The 18,213-nt window shown below is 39.0% G+C and carries 14 protein-coding genes, 1 pseudogene and 1 riboswitch; of the genes and pseudogenes, 11 read left to right on the forward strand and 4 right to left on the reverse strand.

What is annotated here, in order from left to right:
- Positions 1 to 15: 15 nt before the first annotated feature.
- Positions 16 to 1,587 carry a family 43 glycosylhydrolase gene (locus tag N824_RS10005; protein WP_235207060.1) on the reverse strand — a complete coding sequence of 524 codons (1,572 nt, stop codon included), beginning with the start codon at positions 1,585 to 1,587 and terminating at the stop codon, positions 16 to 18.
- Between the two features lie 168 nt (positions 1,588 to 1,755).
- Here N824_RS10005 and N824_RS10010 point away from each other — a divergent pair.
- Positions 1,756 to 2,637, forward strand: a pseudogene (locus N824_RS10010) (polyphosphate kinase 2 family protein).
- Here N824_RS10010 and N824_RS10015 read toward each other — a convergent pair.
- Positions 2,638 to 3,885, reverse strand: coding sequence for a serine hydrolase (locus N824_RS10015; RefSeq protein WP_048905012.1), 1,248 nt, complete (start codon positions 3,883 to 3,885; stop codon positions 2,638 to 2,640). It lies immediately after the preceding pseudogene.
- A gap of 200 nt (positions 3,886 to 4,085) precedes the next feature.
- On the opposite strand from N824_RS10015, the gene N824_RS10020 reads away from it, so the two are divergent.
- From N824_RS10020 to N824_RS10065, 10 genes are all read left to right on the forward strand, one after another.
- Positions 4,086 to 4,769 carry a response regulator transcription factor gene (locus N824_RS10020; protein ID WP_048905060.1) on the forward strand — a complete coding sequence of 228 codons (684 nt, stop codon included), beginning with the start codon at positions 4,086 to 4,088 and terminating at the stop codon, positions 4,767 to 4,769.
- Between the two features lie 37 nt (positions 4,770 to 4,806).
- Positions 4,807 to 5,013: riboswitch (cobalamin riboswitch) on the forward strand.
- 96 nt (positions 5,014 to 5,109) lie between these two features.
- On the forward strand, positions 5,110 to 7,167 hold the full coding sequence (locus N824_RS10025; RefSeq protein ID WP_048905013.1) for a TonB-dependent receptor: 2,058 nt from the start codon (positions 5,110 to 5,112) through the stop codon (positions 7,165 to 7,167).
- A 5-nt stretch (positions 7,168 to 7,172) separates the two neighbouring features.
- Positions 7,173 to 8,324 (forward strand): YncE family protein, encoded by a 1,152-nt coding sequence (locus tag N824_RS10030; protein ID WP_048905014.1) that lies wholly within the window; start codon positions 7,173 to 7,175, stop codon positions 8,322 to 8,324.
- An 18-nt stretch (positions 8,325 to 8,342) separates the two neighbouring features.
- Positions 8,343 to 9,317 (forward strand): hypothetical protein, encoded by a 975-nt coding sequence (locus N824_RS10035; RefSeq protein WP_048905015.1) that lies wholly within the window; start codon positions 8,343 to 8,345, stop codon positions 9,315 to 9,317.
- Between the two features lie 18 nt (positions 9,318 to 9,335).
- A complete protein-coding gene (locus N824_RS10040) occupies positions 9,336 to 10,415 on the forward strand; it encodes a YncE family protein (protein ID WP_048905016.1) in 1,080 nt (359 codons plus the stop codon).
- 30 nt (positions 10,416 to 10,445) lie between these two features.
- Entirely contained in the window at positions 10,446 to 11,561 is a 1,116-nt protein-coding gene (locus N824_RS10045) for a YncE family protein (protein ID WP_048905017.1), read from the forward strand.
- A 29-nt stretch (positions 11,562 to 11,590) separates the two neighbouring features.
- A complete protein-coding gene (locus tag N824_RS10050) occupies positions 11,591 to 12,694 on the forward strand; it encodes a cell surface protein (RefSeq protein ID WP_048905018.1) in 1,104 nt (367 codons plus the stop codon).
- Between the two features lie 64 nt (positions 12,695 to 12,758).
- On the forward strand, positions 12,759 to 13,850 hold the full coding sequence (locus tag N824_RS10055; RefSeq protein WP_052334105.1) for a DUF5074 domain-containing protein: 1,092 nt from the start codon (positions 12,759 to 12,761) through the stop codon (positions 13,848 to 13,850).
- An 80-nt stretch (positions 13,851 to 13,930) separates the two neighbouring features.
- Complete coding sequence (locus N824_RS10060) at positions 13,931 to 14,512, forward strand: DUF6580 family putative transport protein (protein WP_048905019.1); 582 nt, start codon at positions 13,931 to 13,933, stop codon at positions 14,510 to 14,512.
- A gap of 259 nt (positions 14,513 to 14,771) precedes the next feature.
- Positions 14,772 to 15,353, forward strand: coding sequence for a Sir2 family NAD-dependent protein deacetylase (locus N824_RS10065; RefSeq protein ID WP_306413886.1), 582 nt, complete (start codon positions 14,772 to 14,774; stop codon positions 15,351 to 15,353).
- A gap of 99 nt (positions 15,354 to 15,452) precedes the next feature.
- Here the strand turns inward: N824_RS10065 and N824_RS10070 are convergent, their stop codons facing one another.
- Positions 15,453 to 17,243, reverse strand: coding sequence for an STN and carboxypeptidase regulatory-like domain-containing protein (locus tag N824_RS10070; RefSeq protein ID WP_048905020.1), 1,791 nt, complete (start codon positions 17,241 to 17,243; stop codon positions 15,453 to 15,455).
- Positions 17,243 to 18,208 carry a FecR family protein gene (locus N824_RS10075; protein WP_048905021.1) on the reverse strand — a complete coding sequence of 322 codons (966 nt, stop codon included), beginning with the start codon at positions 18,206 to 18,208 and terminating at the stop codon, positions 17,243 to 17,245. The genes N824_RS10070 and N824_RS10075 overlap by 1 nt, the downstream gene beginning before the upstream one ends.
- Positions 18,209 to 18,213 lie beyond the last annotated feature (5 nt).

The raw sequence follows: 18,213 nt of genomic DNA on the forward strand, positions 1-18,213 counted from the left end.
TCTATGATTGTGATTTTATTTCCGTCTTATGGTGGTAAAAAGCTTTATTTTACGATTCTTTTCAATTGTATAATGGATACCCCCATCCGCGCTGTAAGAAGCACCTGCATTTTGTTCAGTAGCTTCATCATGATACATGAACCCATAAGCTCCTTTTTTTGAAGCAGACTTTAGTGCCAACACATAGCGGTTGCCTGCCACAACACGAATATCTGGACGAACGATAACATTTGAGGGCGACCAGCTCACCGAATCTTTAGCGATGTTAATGGTTTTTAACGGTTTCCCAACAGGCAAGTAAGAAGCGTCTGCCTGATAGATCATTATAATCAGATCGGCATCAGGATCATTGTTCTGGAATGTAGTAATCGAAACGGTATTCAGAATTCCTGTGCTGTTTGCTTTAAAACCCTGCCCACGTTGAATCTCATGACTAATGTCGCAAAAGTCCTTAAAATTTTTAATGCCCGTATCATTATCCACGTCCTTAATTGCCTGTTGCTTTCCCTTGCTGCCTGTTGCCAGCGAAAGCGTAACCTCATTCAGACAGACCATCGGAAGTATAGAGCCATCCTCCGCAAAACTTAAAGGTGCCCAATAAAAATTAGCAAGTGATTCATTTTTTGCAGCATTGTTCCATAGATCGCTTCCATAGAGGTAGATCATGCCCGAAGTTAATTTTATGGGTGAAACAAATGAAGGCTGCCCTCCGCAAGAATTATTACTGATCTGAATTCCCTCAGACCACGGTCCTAAGGGCCTTTTTGCCTTTCGGTAAGAAGTACCAGTTCCGGCGCAATAGCCACAGTTAGGGTCTGAGTAGGTGAGGTAATAAATCCCGTTTCTTTCAAATAAAGAAGGAGCCTCTGTTTGCCCTGGTGTAATCGCTTTGGTAACCGTTCCGCTGCCACTCAGGTAATCATCACTGAGTTTTTCAATCACGATTGTGCCTTTTGATCTCCAATCGGTATAGGCCAAATATCCGGTCCCATCTTTATCTACAAAAGTATCATGATCACCATTGTTCAATCCAGCGACAGGAGCGTCTGCGTTTACCGCCAATTTTGGTTCTGCAACTTCAGTAAACGGACCTGCAGGATTTTTACTGGTAAATACCCGAAACCCTGAAACATTGTCGTAAACATTGACCCATAGTATATATAAAGAAGTCTTTTTGTTAAAAATTACATGCGGGCGAAAACAGCCATAAGTGCTTCCATTACACCTCGACTGCCATAGTGGAGTCTTGGCATCAAATAAAAAACCTTTGTCTGTCCAATGCAACATGTCTGTCGAAGTATAGGTTTTAAATCCACAAAAAGGTGCTTCTTTTTTACCCCATTGAAAACCGCACCCATAACTCGTTCCATACAAATAATAAACACCTTCAAAAAACGCAATTTCTCCGTCATGAGCATCTATGGCTTCTCCAACCGTACTAAACTTTGTAACTTGTTCAGAAGCATCATTGAAATTTCGAAAAGTAGCCTTTGTTTGCCCTTGAGCACTTACTGATAACAAGACGATTGTAAGCAGGATTAGCACAGCTAAATTAGATTTTTTGAAGAAGTACTGCATATTATACATGAAACACAATTGTTTAACTATTATCGGGAGAACAAACCAAATTTAAAGATTAAACACCTAAGCAACCTGTCCAATTTGATTAAAGAAATGTACTTTTTGATAAAAATCATCCTGAGGCTGCAGCGCTTTTTCTGAGTTTTATTCTATATTTAGCTAAACATGTAGCTTATGAAAGATGAAATAGAACAGTATTTGGCAGCACCCGGAAAAAAAGTATCGCTTAAAAACTATGATACCCGCTACAGGGGGAMTYYSGAKMWAGAAKAAGGGAAGGAAAGGCTGGAAGAGATTAAACTTAAGTTAAGTGCTGATCAGGAAACACTATATGCAGAAAATACACGCTCTGTATTGATTATTTTTCAAGCGATGGATGCCGCGGGAAAAGATAGCGCCATTCAGCATGTGATGTCTGGTTTGAACCCACAAGGTTGCCAGGTCTACAGTTTTAAGGCTCCAAATTCAGAAGAGTACGACCACGATTTTCTATGGCGCCATTATAAGGCTCTGCCTGAAAAGGGGAGGATTGGAATTCATAACCGTTCCCATTACGAAAACGTGCTGGTTTGTAAGGTACATCCCGAATACGTACTTAATGAGAACATTCCCGGATATCAGGATGTAAAAAAGATAGACAATGCTTTCTGGGAAAAGCGTTATGACAGCATCAGGAATTTTGAACAACACCTAAATGAAAACGGAACAGTTATCATAAAAATCTTCCTGTATGTTTCTAAAGAAGAGCAAAAGCAACGGTTTTTGGATAGAATAAATGATCCGGCAAAGAATTGGAAGTTTGCTTCAGGTGATATCGCAGAGCGTAAATTGTGGAAACAATACATGACTGCTTATGAGGAAGCAATAACCGCTACCTCAACAGAAAATGCCCCATGGTATATTATTCCCGCCGATCAGAAATGGTATGCACGATTGGCAATCAGTCATATACTGGCCGAAACATTCAAAAAGCTAAACCTTAAATTCCCGGTTCTGGCAAAAGAAGAAGCAAAGAAACTGGACGATATAAAGGCACAATTATTAGATGAAGAATAGTTAATTATACTTCATTCTAAATTTTTTAAGGTCAGGTACGCTTTTACGTTTCCTTTCCAGCTCATGTGCATAAATCGTCTGGCCAAGATTTCTCATAAAAGGAAAGCATACGGTATCATATTCGTATTTGTTGTCGTTAAAAATGCCATCCTCATTTGATTGAACCACGGCTGTAAGAAAAAATTCAATCTTATTTTTGAAATCTACGACATACGAATTGTCGATAATGAAACCGTAGGAGTCGCCATATTTATTAAATATTCTAATGTTCGAATCAATTTGAGCATCCTTATTCCTGCCATAGAACAGCATTTTAGCATAAGTTGGCCAAAACTCTTTAGGGTCATAAGCAGGGTAGTCGCTTTCAGTCGGCAATTTGCTCATGTAAGTATAGATCAGTTTGTAATCGGCAGGCATTAAATTAAACCGCTCCTTAATGGGGAAAGCCTCCGGATATATCAGTTTCCTCATCATGGCCTGCTGATCAGAAATGCTAAAAGCATTCTTATTTTCAAGGTTAAAAGGCGTATTTACCAGTTTATCTGTACTGTCGAGATAACCTGTACCCATAATCGTATTTGTTAACGAAAGCACATATTCTTTAGGATCGTACTTTTCGGCCTGGCTATATACCAGTTTATCTCCGTTGTAGAATTTAATAGGATTGGTGTGTTTTGCCGGTTCGCCCGCATCACCTATAGCCAACCGGTTTAAGATACGGCTGTTGTTAAAACCGTATTTCTTCAGTTTGCTGTTAATTTCAGCGCGACCAATAAACTCAAACAATCGGTTAAATGCATCATTATCGCTGGTAAGTAATATCTTTTTGATGTAATGCTCAATAGAAGGCAGTCCATTTTTAGCAGTACTATCAGCGAGGACTTTGGTTTGTGCAGTATATGAACTGTCTGTAATCATAGTGCTTTTGGTAGTAAATCCGGCTATTTTAAGTTCATTTACTTTTTCAAGTGCGAAAATTACGGCTGCCAGTTTGACTGTACTTGCCGGGTAAAAGTACCTGTGGTCGTCCAAATTATAGCTATAGGTTTTAAAAACCGGCTTATGTTTCGCATCCCTGTCTATCTGAGTATAAAGAACCTGGATCTGGTTCTTTTGCGGATGGTTTAATACCCCTGCAAAAAGATCCGGGTGCTTACGCATCAATTGCGCTATAAATGTAGTATCTGTTTTCTGAGCCATTGCATTCAGGCTAACCATAACAAGTAAAAGGGAGACCAACTTCATCATCACAATAAGAATTATAATGGGAATAAATATAAGGATAAAAGGAGATTATGGACTGTTTTTCCTTTCAGTTAATTTATGCGCAAACTAACGGTAAAAAAACAACAAAATCAATCCCTGTTTTAGGTATTTTATTACCTCTAATATATTATTACTATGTATATTTAACTGATAATTACAATCTTTATTGTTGCTTTCATAATATGAGTAAAAACGCTCTTATCCAAAGTAAGATTGATAATGCTATAACCAAAATTTCTGCAATAGCAGATGAACTCCCTGGTGTTGTTATTTTGCACGACCTTAGGGACTGGTCTGTTGCCTGGATGTCTAAAAGAGGGCTCCAGCAGCTTGGCGTTTCCCTGGAGGATATTACCAAAATAACTGCCGAAGAGTATTATACCAGGTATTTCAACGGCGATGACGCTAAAGATTATGTTCCTAAAATACTGGGTTTGATAGAACAAAACAATGACGAAGACCTTTGCACTTTTTTTCAGCAGGTTCGTTTCTCAAATTCAAGCGACTGGAACTGGCATATGTCAAGCGTAAAGGTTTATATCAGGGACGAGGAAAACAAGCCATTGCTTGTCATAACAATCGCTTTACCAATTGATTCGATGCATCATATGGCAGTTAAGGCATCACGTTTACTCGAAGAGAACAATTTTTTGCGCAACAATTACCATCATTTCACTAAATTAAGTTCCCGGGAACGTGAAATACTGGGTTTAATGGCATTAGGCAAATCCTCTTCAGAAACAGCAGAAAAGCTTTTTATTTCACCAAGCACCGTCGAAACACATAGAAAAAACATCAAGCAAAAACTCAACACGCACTCTTATTACGAGATCTGCCAATATGCAAGAGCATTCGATTTAATATAGAAAACTAATCAGGCTTGCGTCAAGCTATTTATTTAAGTACATTTGCATCGCTTTTGGTTCCCGATGTGCTTATTCGGGATTAAAAGGGAATACGGTGTAAATCCGTAACTGTCCCGCAGCTGTAAGCTTCATAACGGTGTTCAAATCAAGGCCACTTTTTCTGATCCTTAAAAGGGATTATGGATTGGGAAGGCAGAATTACCGGAAGTAAGTCAGAAGACCTGCCATAAGCGGTAATATTTCATAGCTTTCGGGGATTGAAGCTTGGAGTGAGTGCTTGTTTATTGTATTTCATTTCCTTGATCTAACTGTTTGCTGTGGGTAAAAAGCTCACAACAAAATGAAAAGAAGTAAAAACGCTGTTATAGGCGTAGGCTCTATTTTTTTTACTTTTCTGGCTATTATATGGCTGGGCATGTTCACGTCTGTTCAGTCGTTTGCCCAAACCGATTCAACAAAACTCAAGACTACAGATTCTGCAAATAAGGTTAATCAGCTTAAAGAGGTGCAGATCAGAAAAATAAAGATCACCAAAAGACAAACCTCTTCAACACCTTTACAAATATTATCAGGAGCAGAGCTAGAAAAGCTAAACAGCCTTTCAGTAGCTGATGCTGTTCGTTTCTTTTCGGGTGTGCAGCTTAAAGATTATGGTGGCATTGGGGGTTTAAAAACCATTAATGTGCGCAGTATGGGCACAAACCATACGGCTGTTTTTTACGACGGGGTGCAATTAGGTAACGCACAAAATGGTCAGGTAGACCTTGGTAAATTTTCATTAGATAATATTGAAGAGATAGAACTATATAACGGACAAAAGAGCTCTATTTTTCAATCTGCAAAAGGTTTTGCTGCTGGTAGTTCATTATATCTTAATTCCAAACAGCCCGACTTTTCTAATGGAAGGAACCATAAACTTAGGGCTTCAATAAAAGGAGGTTCATTTGGGCTTATAGATCCTTCTTTACTATGGCAAAGTAAAATCACAGATCACATTTCGAGTTCTGTAAGCGCAGAGTATAAAAATGCAAATGGGCGTTATAAATTCAGGTCTACCAACGGTGTTTATGATACAACTGCGGTAAGAAGAGATGGCGATATGGAGAGTATGCGGTTAGAAGTTGCTTTAAACGGTTTTATGGCCGATAGCAGCAAATGGAAGATAAAAGTTTATGGTTATAAGGATGAACAGGGGTTACCAGGAGCGGTAGTCAATAACGTATGGGGCTTTTCGCAGCGCCAATGGAACGAGCATGTTTTTGCCCAGGCTTTTTATGAAAAGGAAATTGGAATCTACAGTATTATGGTTGCTGCCAAATATTCAAATGATCATAAAAGGTACCTCAATCCGGATATTGTTACCACAGATGGATTATTAGAAAACAACTACCATGAGCAGGAAGCTTATGTTTCTTTGGCTAACCGGTTTAAAATTAACAATTACTGGGATGTAGTGTTGTCTTCAGATTATCAATTGAACGATCTTAATGCAGATCTCTATCGATTTGCTTATCCAACTAGAAATACCCTGCTTACCGCTTTGGCTACACAATTTCATCTGGACAAGCTCGATGTACAGGCAAATTTACTGAGTACATTGGTTGATGATAAAGTAAAAAGCGGACCTGCGTTAAAAAACAAAAATGAGCTGACACCAACTGTAATGGTTTCCTGGCAGCCTTTTGATCAAAAAGAATTCAGATTGCGATCATTTTATAAGAGCATCTTCAGGATGCCAACCTTGATTGATCTTTATTTTACATTTTATGGAAACAGGGTTATTGACCCGGAATATACCAAACAATACGACCTTGGATTTACTTACATCAAAGGCTACGAACGCCAGGCCCTCAGTCAGATTTCCGTGCAGACGGATGTATACTATAACCGTGTAAAAAATAAAATTGTTGCCGTTCCAAACAACTCAGGAATCTGGACAGTACAGAATTTAGGATTAGTAGATATTAAAGGTATTGACGTAAACATTCAGTCGGCCTGGCAAATTGGTGATGCGTTTATGCTTAACTCAGGTATCAGTTATACTTATCAGGAAGCCGTTGATGCCGATGTAACGTCTCCAAGCTATAAGGATCAAATCCCTTATATACCGTGGCACAATGTCTCGTTCTTGCTAAGCGGGACTTACAAAAAAATATCGCTGAATTATAGCTACCTCTACACGGGTGAGCGCTATAACCAAAGTACCAACAACGTTTATAATTATGTAATGCCATGGTATACCCATGATGTAGCAGTTCATTACAATACAAAATTTAATAAAAGAGATATCAGATTAACGGCTGAAGTCAATAATCTGCTAAACCAGGCATATGAGGTAGTTACTAACTATCCAATGCCGGGTCGCTATTATCGTTTTTCATTAACGTATAATTATTAGAAGCTATGAAAACAAACAGGTTCATACCTACGATAAGTCTGCTAACGCTGGTTGCTTCTGTCACCATAGTTATGTCTTGCCGTAAAGATATCAAGCCAATACCCGAACAGCAGGAAACATTGCTTACACCAGATCCAAATGCCACTGTTAAAGGATTCTATCTGGTAAATGAAGGTAATATGAACATGAATAAGGCCTCTTTGGATTATCTGGATTATACAACAGGAATTTATAGAAGAAATATTTACAGCGAAATTAACCCCGAAGTAATAAAAGGGCTTGGAGATGTTGGTAATGATATTGGTGTTTACGGTTCTAAGTTATACGTGGTGGTAAACATCTCCAACAAGGTTGAGGTGATGGATGTTAAAACGGGAAAACGCATCAAACAGATTAACATTACCAATTGCCGGTATGTTACCTTTCATAATGGCAAGGCGTATATAAGCGCCTATCTGGGTACGGTCGGGGACCCTAAAGCCCCGAATGGAATTGTGGCCGAAATAGATACCACTTCTTTAACAGAAACAAAAAGAGTTGATGTAGGCCGACAGCCGGAGGAAATGGCCATAATAGGGCAAAAACTATATGTTGCCAACTCGGGAGGGTACAGCCCTAAAAACTACGAAAGAACCGTTTCAGTGATTGATCTGAATTCATTTACCATAATCAAAAATATTGATGTGGCCATTAACCTGCATCGTATCAAGGCTGATAAATATGGGGATCTTTATGTAACCTCCAGAGGGAATTATTATGATATCCCTTCTAAAATGTTTGTGATAGATACACAGACAGACCAGGTTAAAAAGACTTTTGATGTTGGCGTAAGTAACCTGGCCATAGATGGCGATATCGCCTATTATTATGGATCAGAATGGAGCTATAACGACAATAAGTTTGCTTTATCCTATGGGATGCTCAATGTAAAAGATGAGGTAATTCTGAAGCAGAAATTCATTACTGACGGAACAGAGAAATCAATTACCATTCCTTATGGGATAGCTGTACATCCTATTACCAAGGAAGTTCTGGTTACCGACGCTAAAAATTATGTTTCACCAGGTACACTTTACTGTTTTGATCCCAGCGGGAAAAAGAAATGGTCGGTTACTACCGGTGATATTCCCGCTCACTTTGCATTTGTATATAAATAACCATATCTAAATTAAAAAATGAAGTTCAATCACAACGCAATTCTTGGTCTTTCAGCAGTTTTACTTTTTCAACTGTGTTTAAGCTCTTGTACTAAGCCAAGCGAAGATTATTATGATGATGTGCCTTACGCACCTCGCCCAATAACCGGTACCAGTGGCAAATACATCAGCAAAATATTTGAATATTCACCTGCCCCTGGCCAGTTTATAAATACAGGTTTTGGAACCATGGAAGCCACAAAACAAATCGTAGGGCAGGCTTACAATAGCCTTGTGTCTTTAGGTGGATACGGAGGATACATTGTTTTTGGATTTGATCATTCTATCGAGAACATTTCCGGAGCCGATTTTGGAGTTTATGGAAATCCATTGTATGGCGAAAACGTGGAATGGTCTGAACCAGGTATTGTTATGGTTATGCGCGATTCCAATGGAAACGGATTGCCAGATGATGGAGAATGGCTTGAACTAGCTGGAAGCGAATATAGCAAGTCTGCAACCATAAAAAATTATAGCATTACCTACTATAATCCCAAAAATTTAAAAGACGACATTCATTGGAAGGACAACCAGGGTAAGGAAGGAGACATATTAAGAAATATGTTCAATAGCAATAATTATTATCCTGAATGGGTAAAGAACCAGGATCAGCTTACTTTTACCGGAACCCTACTTGAAAATACGCTTATGGATGGAGATATTATCACCAATAAACCGCTTCAATGGGGCTATGTAGATAATGGTTCTGAAGATTTCAAACTGCTTACTGAAACTACCGATCCTTATAATTCTTTTGATCTCGATTGGGCTGTTGATAAGAGCGGAAATAAAGTCAATTTAAAATATATAGACTTTGTTAAAATTTATACAGCGCAAAATTCAAATGGAAATCCTTACGAGCCGGATAGAGAGAATGACCGTGCCAGATGGCTTGGTGAGATTTCTACAGAGATTGGTGGTGCTGTAGATCTTAAATTACATTTAAAGAAGTAATAATCAACTATCTAAAAAATGAAATATAACAAGTTCATACTTTGCCTTTTAGGTGGGTTTATGGCGCTAACCATCGCCTGTAAAAAAGATAAAGTTAACGGTGGCGATGAACCTGAAGCTTTAATGCCAAAAGAAACCATTGGCGTTTATATGTTGTGCGAAGGTACCATGAATAACAATAATGGTGCTATCTCATACTACAATATCAAAACAGGCGCTTCAGAAAAAGATTACTTTAAAAAAGTAAACGGATATGCATTGGGCGAAACCGCAAATGATTTACAGCGCTACGGCAGTAAAATGTATTGTGTAGTTTCAGGAATACAAGGAGGTAAAAATTCTTATCTGGAAGTGATAGACGTTGCTACAGGAAAATCATTAAAGAGAATTCCTTTCTTTGATGCTGACGGCGAATATATGCCACGTTATGTTGCTTTTAACAAAAATAAAGCTTATGTGTCTGGTTATGATGGAAAAATCACACGGGTAGACACAGCAACTTTAGCTATTAACTCAAGAGTTGCGGTGGGTGGGGCACTTGAAGGACTAGCCGTAGTAAATAACAGCATCTATGTTACCAATTCAGAGCATCCGATTCACCCTGATGGCAAAAAGAATGTTGTTTCCGTTGTAGATCTGAGAACTTTTACAAAAACTAAAGATATCGATGTTATACATAATCCCGTGAGAATTTCCGCAGCAGGGAATGGAGATTTATTGGTAATTTCATGGGGTAATTATGCCGACATCAAACCAGGTTTAACACGCATTAACAGTACAACAAATGAAGTTACAGGCAACTACCAATACAGCGCAGGGGCATTGGCAATAGCAGGGAATACTGCCTATTTAAGTCTTGATTGGGGAGCATCAATAAAACCATTTGATGTAGGCACCGGTATAGTGGGTAAGGAGTTTATTACAGACGATACCATTACTTCTGGAGCTTACGGAATAACCGTTAATCCTGTAGGCAACGAAATTTACATCGCAAATGGTACAACAGACGGAAAAGCATTTTGCTTTGGTGCCGATGGTAAAAAGAAGTTTGAGTTTGCAACTGGCCCTTTACCACAACACGCAGTATTCAACTACTGATATTAATAAAAATATATAAAAACAATAATCATGAATAAACCAGTACTAAACTATAGAAAGCCAGCATTGTTCGCAATCCTTGGTAGTGTTTTAGGATTAGCATCCTGTAAAAAAGACAGGCTCCCTGTAATAAATGATAGGCCGGTTTCTACAGCCGGTGTGTATGTATTGTGCGAAGGCTCTTTTGGCCGGACAAACAACAGTACGCTTACTTATTACGACATTGCTAAAAACGAAGTAACACAAGATTATTTCAAACTAAAAAATGCAATTCCTTTGGGAACTGATGCCGGCGATTTAAAACAATACGGTAGTAAAATGTATTGCACTGTAACAGGAGCAAAAGACACCAAGCAGGATTCCTATGTTGAGGTCATTAACATTGCAACAGGTAAATCAATAAAAAGGATTCCTTTCTTTGATGATAATAAAGATTTTATGCCTCGCTTCGTAGCTTTCTATAAAAACAAAGCATATGTGTCTGGCTACGATGGTTACATCAGTAAAATTGATACTGCAAGCCTGGCCATCGAATCAAGAATTCAGGTTGGTGGTGCATTAGAAGGTTTGGCAATAGTAAATGGCAAATTATATGTAACAAACTCCGATCAATTTTATTACCCTAGTCCTAATAGCACATCAGTTTCTGTGGTCGACCTAACAACATTTACAAAGAAACTAGACATCAATGTTGGTTTTAATTCTACAAAAATTGCAGCAACTGTAAATGGCGATCTGTTTACCGTTGTAAAAGGAAATTATGCCGATATTCCAGCTCAACTGGTTAAATTGAGTAGCGTAACAGATAAAAAAGTTGATGGTTTAGATGCTAACCTTGCTGGAATTACGATTGCGGGGAATAGTGGCTATGTAGTTGTTGAGGGAACGTATCCTACAAACTACTTAAAAACTTTAAATGTATCCAATGGTGCGGTGGGAGCTGATTTTATCAAAGATGGCACAGCTGTAATGACCTCTTATGGCATCACAGTAAATCCGCTAAGTAATGATGTTTACGTTGGAGACGCTGTAGGTTACGCCGCTACAGGTAAGTTTTTCTGTTTCGGTGCTGATGGTAAGAAGAAATTTGAATTTGCCACAGGTGCTTTACCTCAAAGTGCTGTATTCAATTACAACTATAAATAACGATATTGTATTTCTTAAGTAAACCCGTTATGAGCATTAAACATTACCTACTTTTCGCCTTATTGAGCATTAGTGTTCTATCTGCCTGTACAAAAGACGAGGATGCGGAGCAGGCTCCCGTGGTTAAAATGAAAATTGAAGATAGCCCAATAAACGGAAAGGTCAATGAAAAGATCGCATTTTCAGCTTTTAATGTCAACGATAAGGTTTATGATCAGGAATGGAAATTAGAAGGTGAAGTTACCAGTAATACCTCAACTTACGATTTTACCCCACTAAAAGCAGGTATATATAACATAGAGTACACTGCTACAAATAGCAGTGGCTCTTTTAACTATAAGTATGTAGTTAATGTAGGTATCCCAACAGTGCCTTCAAATCCTGGAAGCAATAATTACGTAACCAAAGTATTTGAATATTTACCAGCTCCAGGGCAATTCACCAATAAATCTTTAGGAACACTAGAGGGCGCAAAAAGCATCGAGGGTAAAGAGGGCATCGTATCTCTTGGTGCCTGGGGTGGATACATTGTGCTCGGTTTCGACCATACGGTGATCAATGAAAATCAGAAAGACGACATTGTTATTTATGGCAACGCTCAGTCAAACTGGGCGGAACCAGGTGTAATTTGGGTAATGCAAGATGAGAATGGAAACGGTAAACCTGATGATACGTGGTACGAGCTAAAAGGAAGTGAATTTGGTAAGGAAGGATACGTTCGCGATTACGAAGTAACTTATACAAAACCAACCACAGGCGGCAGCGTATCCTGGAAAGACAATAAAGGAAAAACAGGTGTAGTTACCATTGCAGGGGCTACCTCACTGGCATTTCCATCATGGGTAGATGGTAGCGAATACACACTTAAAGGCACATTGCTGCCTTCCTCGGGGATTAAACCTGAAACGTCAACATATATTACCAGTGCACCATTTGAATTTGGATATGCCGATAATAAGGTAGGCGGCGACAATATAGATATTGCCAATGCCATTGATAAAGATGGCAAAGTGGTACACCTTGCCGGCATAGATTTCATCAAAATTCAAACGGGTATCCAGGCAGATCTTGGCTGGTTAGGCGAGCTGTCGACCGAAATATTAGGTGTTGCGGATTTAAACCTGGCTAAATAATCCCCCCAATTAATAATTAAATCAATTTTATAATAAGCCGCTCCAAAAAAATCAAAACAATTAAATGAACAACTTTAGTTTTAAAAAATCGCTTTTACTTGCAGTATTAGCCGGAACTCTATTTTCTTGTAAAAAAGACAACGACCAAGAAATTCAACAACCTGAGCAAGGAAAATTCGAAGACGGATTCTTTGTGATCAACGAGGGCTGGTATGGTCATGGTACAGGTTCAGTAACCTTTTTCGACGCCGTTTCAGGCACATTAAAAGACAGCGTTTTTCAGAAAGAAAACCCCGGAAAAGACTTTGAGCCTAAAAGCTCAACGATTCAGTTTGCAACCATATTCAATAAAAACCTATATGTAGTAAGTAAAATAGGTGGCCCTGTTGTAGTCGCTGATGCTAAGACACTTAAAGAGGTTGGCCGTATCCCTGCATCACCTCAAAGCGATTGGCGGGCTTTTGTCGGTCTCGACGAAAACAATGGCCTTTTAAGTAGCAGCAAAGGTATCTTTAAAGTTAACCTTAAAACTTACGCCGCCACACAACTTGCAGGAACCAGTGGCCAAACAGGAGACATGTTTAAGGCCGGAAAATACGTTTACACCCTCTCTCAATCAGAAGGAGCAGTAATTTACAATGCTGCAGATCTTACTGTAGCCAAAAAAATAAAAGATGTTACACTGGGTTTTGCTCAAACTCCAAACAATAAAGTTTGGTATACAAAAGGAAAATTCCTTTATAACTCCGATCCTTTAACCTTAGCTACTGATAGCGTAGAATTGCCTTTTACACCTGCAAGTACATGGTTCGTATGGTTCTCATCGCCAATACTCGCATCTACTAAAGAAAATACGGTTTACCTTTTAAAATCGCCAGGATTTGGCGGAGGTAAAATGCTATACAGATATATCGAAGGAAATAAAGCATCACTTGACCAGCCTTTTATAACCACTCCAGATAAGCAGTCATTCTACAAAAAGAATCTTGGTTATTATGCTAAAACCAACCAGATTGTAACCACAACTGTTCAAGACGGTTATGGAACCAATTATGGCGTAAACAACATTTACTTTTACGATGCCACATCGGGTAACTTAGTTAAAAAGATTCCTTACGAAGGATATTATTTCCCGGCAATGTTCGTGTTTCATTAAAATATAACGGTTTTCATAATAAATACCTTGTTTTTTTATACCATAGAAATAATATAACTTTGTGTTATAATTTTAAAAATATGTCTGAATTTAAATTCAATCCACGTACTGCCATTCTTTTGCTAATTATTGTAGTGATCAGCCTCATTCGTGTTGCTGCGCCACTTTCAGATAATTTCAAAGAAATTGCAAATTTCTCTGCAGTAGGGGCGATAGCCTTATTTGGAGGAGCATATTTTAATAACAATTACAAAGCCTTCGGATTTCCGTTGTTGCTTTTATTGTTAAGCGATATTTTCATCGCAAAAACATCTGGTTACGGCTTCTTTTATGCAGGTTGGTACTGGACCTATATCGCGTTTGTACTAATGGTTCTGGTTGCCAAGCTGATCATCAGGAAAGTTACGGTATTGAGTTTCCTTGGGGCATCAGTACTTGCAGTTTTTGTGCACTGGATCGTTGCCGATATTGGCGTAATGTATTTCCCGGGATTGTACGAGCCGACCTTGGCAGGATACATTAAGTGCTTAGGCGCAGCAATACCTTACGAGAGGTTATTCCTTTATGGAACACTTGCTTACGGTGCCATTATGTTCGGCGCTTTTGAAATACTAAGAGCCAAGTATCCCCGTTTAAGTTTATCAGCAAATACAGCGGTATAATTGTAATTAAAGTATTTATTATATTAATATTATATTGAAATATTGAAGGCTGTTCTTTTGAACAGCCTTTTTATATTTAACAGGAAATTAGTTGAGGTCGTCATCCTGAATTCATTTCAGCATCCCGGAATATTCCGCCTTTCTGGCGCAGGATGCTGAAATGAATTCAGGATGACGACAGCGTTAAAATCAGGATAACGAACGCCAGGACAAGACGGCCTTTTAACCAAACAGCTAACTCAAAAGCCAAACAATTCTTATGAAAAGAAAACTTGTAGTATTAACCGGTGCAGGCATTAGCGCCGAAAGCGGTTTAAAAACCTTCAGAGATACCGATGGACTTTGGGAAGGGTACAACGTTTACGATGTAGCTACACCAGAGGCCTGGAAACGCAACCCTGCGATGGTACAGGACTTTTATAACCAAAGAAGGAAGCAAGTGTTGGAAGCACAGCCAAACGCCGCTCATAAAGCGCTTGCGGGGCTCGAAGAATTTTTCGATGTACACATCATTACCCAAAACATAGATGATTTGCACGAGCGCGCCGGATCAACAAAAGTTACCCATTTACACGGCGTAATTACCCACTCACAATCAGATCTGAACCCCGACTTAACTTATCCCATCATCGGATGGGAACTTAAAACAGGGGAGTACTGTGAACTTGGCTCGCAACTAAGGCCACATATAGTTTGGTTTGGAGAAGATGTACCCATGATAGGTCCTGCTACTTCAATTTGCTCAAAAGCCCATGTTTTTATGTTGATAGGTACTTCTCTGGCTGTTTATCCGGCAGCAGGATTAATAAATTTTGTTCGCGTACCACTGTTAAATACATAATTGACCCTAAAATACCTGAGGTAGACCATTATAAAAACATAGTTAAAATAGAAAAAACAGCAACCGCCGGAGTAGCCGAAGTGGTAAAAATGCTAACCGCTACATAATGGTAATACCCACATTCCAGCCAATCCAACCCTTAGCCCTTTTGCTGATGTAATCATGCTTTGCAGGGGCAATATTTTGCTTGTAGCCTTTACCACTTGATCCTTCAGGGGCTTCTGTAGCGTAGATTGAATAAACCGGCCCACCAAATATGGTTATTCCTTTAATCAACTGAATCTGGAGGTTGGTCTGGAACCTGTGCAGGAAATTAGAATAGTCCCAGGTGCCCAGATATAAGTATTGAGAGGTGATCTCGGCAGCTACAGAAAATCTGTTGCTGAATATAAAGTCGTGGCCAAAGCCCAAACCCGCAGTTTCAATATTAGCAGAATCGGCGAAGTTTTTTCCAGCCAATATGATGTTGTACAACTTTGCATTCCCCATTTTAAAAGAAATATTCGCATTTATGGTCTCATTTGTAGAGAAACTAAGCTTATGATAGCCGTTTTTAACAAAGTTGATTAGGCCTAGGCTATAGCCATCCGATTTTCCTGAAATATTTACCATACCAATCTGTAAACCATCCATTTCCTTAGCGTAATTAAACAAACCAGCAATCTGAATTCCCTTCATTCGTTGTGAGGTGATGTTACCAAGACCTGCTATTTGCATTCCATTAAGGTTTTTAGAGGCGAGATTCCCAAGCCCTGCAATCTGAAAACCCTTTGTGTCCTGAGATACTACATTGATCAGGCCTGCAACTTGCATACCTTTCGCATCCTTGGATACCACATTGGCAAGCCCTGCAATTTGAAAACCTTCGGCTTTCTCCTTCACGTGGTTAAGTAAACCAGCAACCTGCACACCTTTAACACTCGTTCTTACATCGTTAAGTACCCCAGCTACCTGTACGCCATCTACAGAGCCACCCACGCCATTAAACACACCGGCTACCTGCAACTTCTTCACGTTTCCTTTGGTAATGTTAAACACACCGGCCACCTCAACGCCATCTGTTCCTGCTGTATAACCACCTAAAATATTCAGTGATACTTTATTTATCACCTGCGAACTCATGATCCCGTGTGTACTTAAACCGGGGGTAAGCGAAGCCTGAAAGGGGGTGTTTGCAAAGAAATCAGGAATATTTAAACTCTGCATTCTTTGTTTTGAAGAAATAAAGAATCTGCTGATTCCCGAATTCTCTATGGAATTAAAAAACTCACTGCCCTGCTCAGAATCTTCCTCTTTATAACCTTCGGGCTTAACGGTAATGTCAGCCAAAAAAACCAGCGAAGTATCTCTGTAGGTATCTTTACTGGCCGTTAACGTCACATCCGTATGGTCACCCTTAAAGCGAAGCCTGAAATAACCCTCGTTATCGGTAAGTGTCGATTGAAGTAAACGCTTTTCGTAAACACTCGCCTGTTTTATTTTTTTGCCAGTTTCCGTATCAATAACATATCCGCTAATGATGTACAGTTTATCAGCGCTGGTAATGTTTTCAGGTTCAATAGTAAGGTGGTTAGCCGCATAGCGAAGTATAATGTACTGTCCGGTTTCTTTATAATCCACTTTTCCGTTAAATAAGCGATCAAGGATATCTCTAACCTGCATATCCTTCACCTTCAGGTTTACAATGCTATCCTGCTTAAATAAAGAGCCTGTGTACGAGAAATAGAAATCACCTGCCTTACTCATTTTATTGAGCACTTCAGAAATCGGTTGTTCTTTTATATCCAAATTAACCCTTCTGTCCAAATTACGCAGGTAATTGGTTACGGAAGACTGGCCCTTACAATATCCGGTTATAAATAATAGGGCTATGATTATTTTTAATCTCATTATTTAATTTTAGACAGTGTGATCTGTCCATCGTTACGTTCTATTTTTAAATTCTGCATAGTCTCTTTAATGTAGCCCAGGTTTTTATCTAATTGATTAGCCTCTTCAAGCGTAGTATTAAGTGTTTCATTGGCAATAGAAGGGTCTTGTATAACAATACGCACATCATACGCCTCATTCAAAACCTCTACTACCTTCCAAAGAGGCGTTTTATAGAACACAAACTTTCCGCTGCGGTAATAGCTATATAACTGGTCTGTATTCTGCTCTTTAATCAATTTAGGTGATACCTCTTTAATCAAAACTTTTTCTCCTTTATGCAGCTCTACCATTTCATTGCCATTGCTCACCTTTACAATACCTGTCTCTACAATTACTTCAGTTTCTCCTTTTAAGTGTTTCACATTAAAGGACGTACCAACAACCGTTACTGATACCTTATTAATCTTTATTACAAACGGTTTTGATTTATCGTGCGCTACATTAAAAAACACATCACCTTTTTTAAGCCTCACACTGCGGTCGTCTTTAAAATCTGTAACGTAGCTGATCTGCGAATTTTTATTCAAAGTTACTTCCGATCCGTCAGGAAGGTGCTCAATGATCACCTTATTGCCGGCCACAAGATCCGTATAATTTGCATGGCCAAATACATTGTACATCATCCATGCTCCTGCCACTAAAACCAATACTGCGGCAATTTTCAACCAGCCAAAATCTTGTTTAATTGGTCGCACAATAGCTTCATTTGATCCCATGGACGTTCTTGCTTTGAATTTTATCCATGCCTGTTCCTCATCAAGATTGCTAGTAGTACTTAAACTTTTACTTGCAGTCCAGATTTTTTCCAGCTGGATAAATTCGGCCCTGTTAGAGGTAGCCTCGTCCAGCCATTTTTGTACAGCAGTACTTTCCTCTTCACTTGTTTCTTTTAAAAGAAACTTTATCAATATTTCCTCGGTCATCTGTT

The sequence above is a fragment of the Pedobacter sp. V48 genome, assembly GCF_000523515.1.
GTDB lineage: Bacteria > Bacteroidota > Bacteroidia > Sphingobacteriales > Sphingobacteriaceae > Pedobacter.

Bases quoted from the DNA above. Each gene is read 5' to 3' on its own strand.
- N824_RS10005 (WP_235207060.1), bottom strand. From the start codon at position 1,587: ATGTATAATATGCAGTACTTCTTCAAAAAATCTAATTTAGCTGTGCTA.
- N824_RS10015 (WP_048905012.1), bottom strand. From the start codon at position 3,885: ATGATGAAGTTGGTCTCCCTTTTACTTGTTATGGTTAGCCTGAATGCA.
- N824_RS10020 (WP_048905060.1), top strand. From the start codon at position 4,086: ATGAGTAAAAACGCTCTTATCCAAAGTAAGATTGATAATGCTATAACC.
- N824_RS10025 (WP_048905013.1), top strand. From the start codon at position 5,110: ATGAAAAGAAGTAAAAACGCTGTTATAGGCGTAGGCTCTATTTTTTTT.
- N824_RS10030 (WP_048905014.1), top strand. From the start codon at position 7,173: ATGAAAACAAACAGGTTCATACCTACGATAAGTCTGCTAACGCTGGTT.
- N824_RS10035 (WP_048905015.1), top strand. From the start codon at position 8,343: ATGAAGTTCAATCACAACGCAATTCTTGGTCTTTCAGCAGTTTTACTT.
- N824_RS10040 (WP_048905016.1), top strand. From the start codon at position 9,336: ATGAAATATAACAAGTTCATACTTTGCCTTTTAGGTGGGTTTATGGCG.
- N824_RS10045 (WP_048905017.1), top strand. From the start codon at position 10,446: ATGAATAAACCAGTACTAAACTATAGAAAGCCAGCATTGTTCGCAATC.
- N824_RS10050 (WP_048905018.1), top strand. From the start codon at position 11,591: ATGAGCATTAAACATTACCTACTTTTCGCCTTATTGAGCATTAGTGTT.
- N824_RS10055 (WP_052334105.1), top strand. From the start codon at position 12,759: ATGAACAACTTTAGTTTTAAAAAATCGCTTTTACTTGCAGTATTAGCC.
- N824_RS10060 (WP_048905019.1), top strand. From the start codon at position 13,931: ATGTCTGAATTTAAATTCAATCCACGTACTGCCATTCTTTTGCTAATT.
- N824_RS10065 (WP_306413886.1), top strand. From the start codon at position 14,772: ATGAAAAGAAAACTTGTAGTATTAACCGGTGCAGGCATTAGCGCCGAA.
- N824_RS10070 (WP_048905020.1), bottom strand. From the start codon at position 17,243: ATGAGATTAAAAATAATCATAGCCCTATTATTTATAACCGGATATTGT.
- N824_RS10075 (WP_048905021.1), bottom strand. From the start codon at position 18,208: ATGACCGAGGAAATATTGATAAAGTTTCTTTTAAAAGAAACAAGTGAA.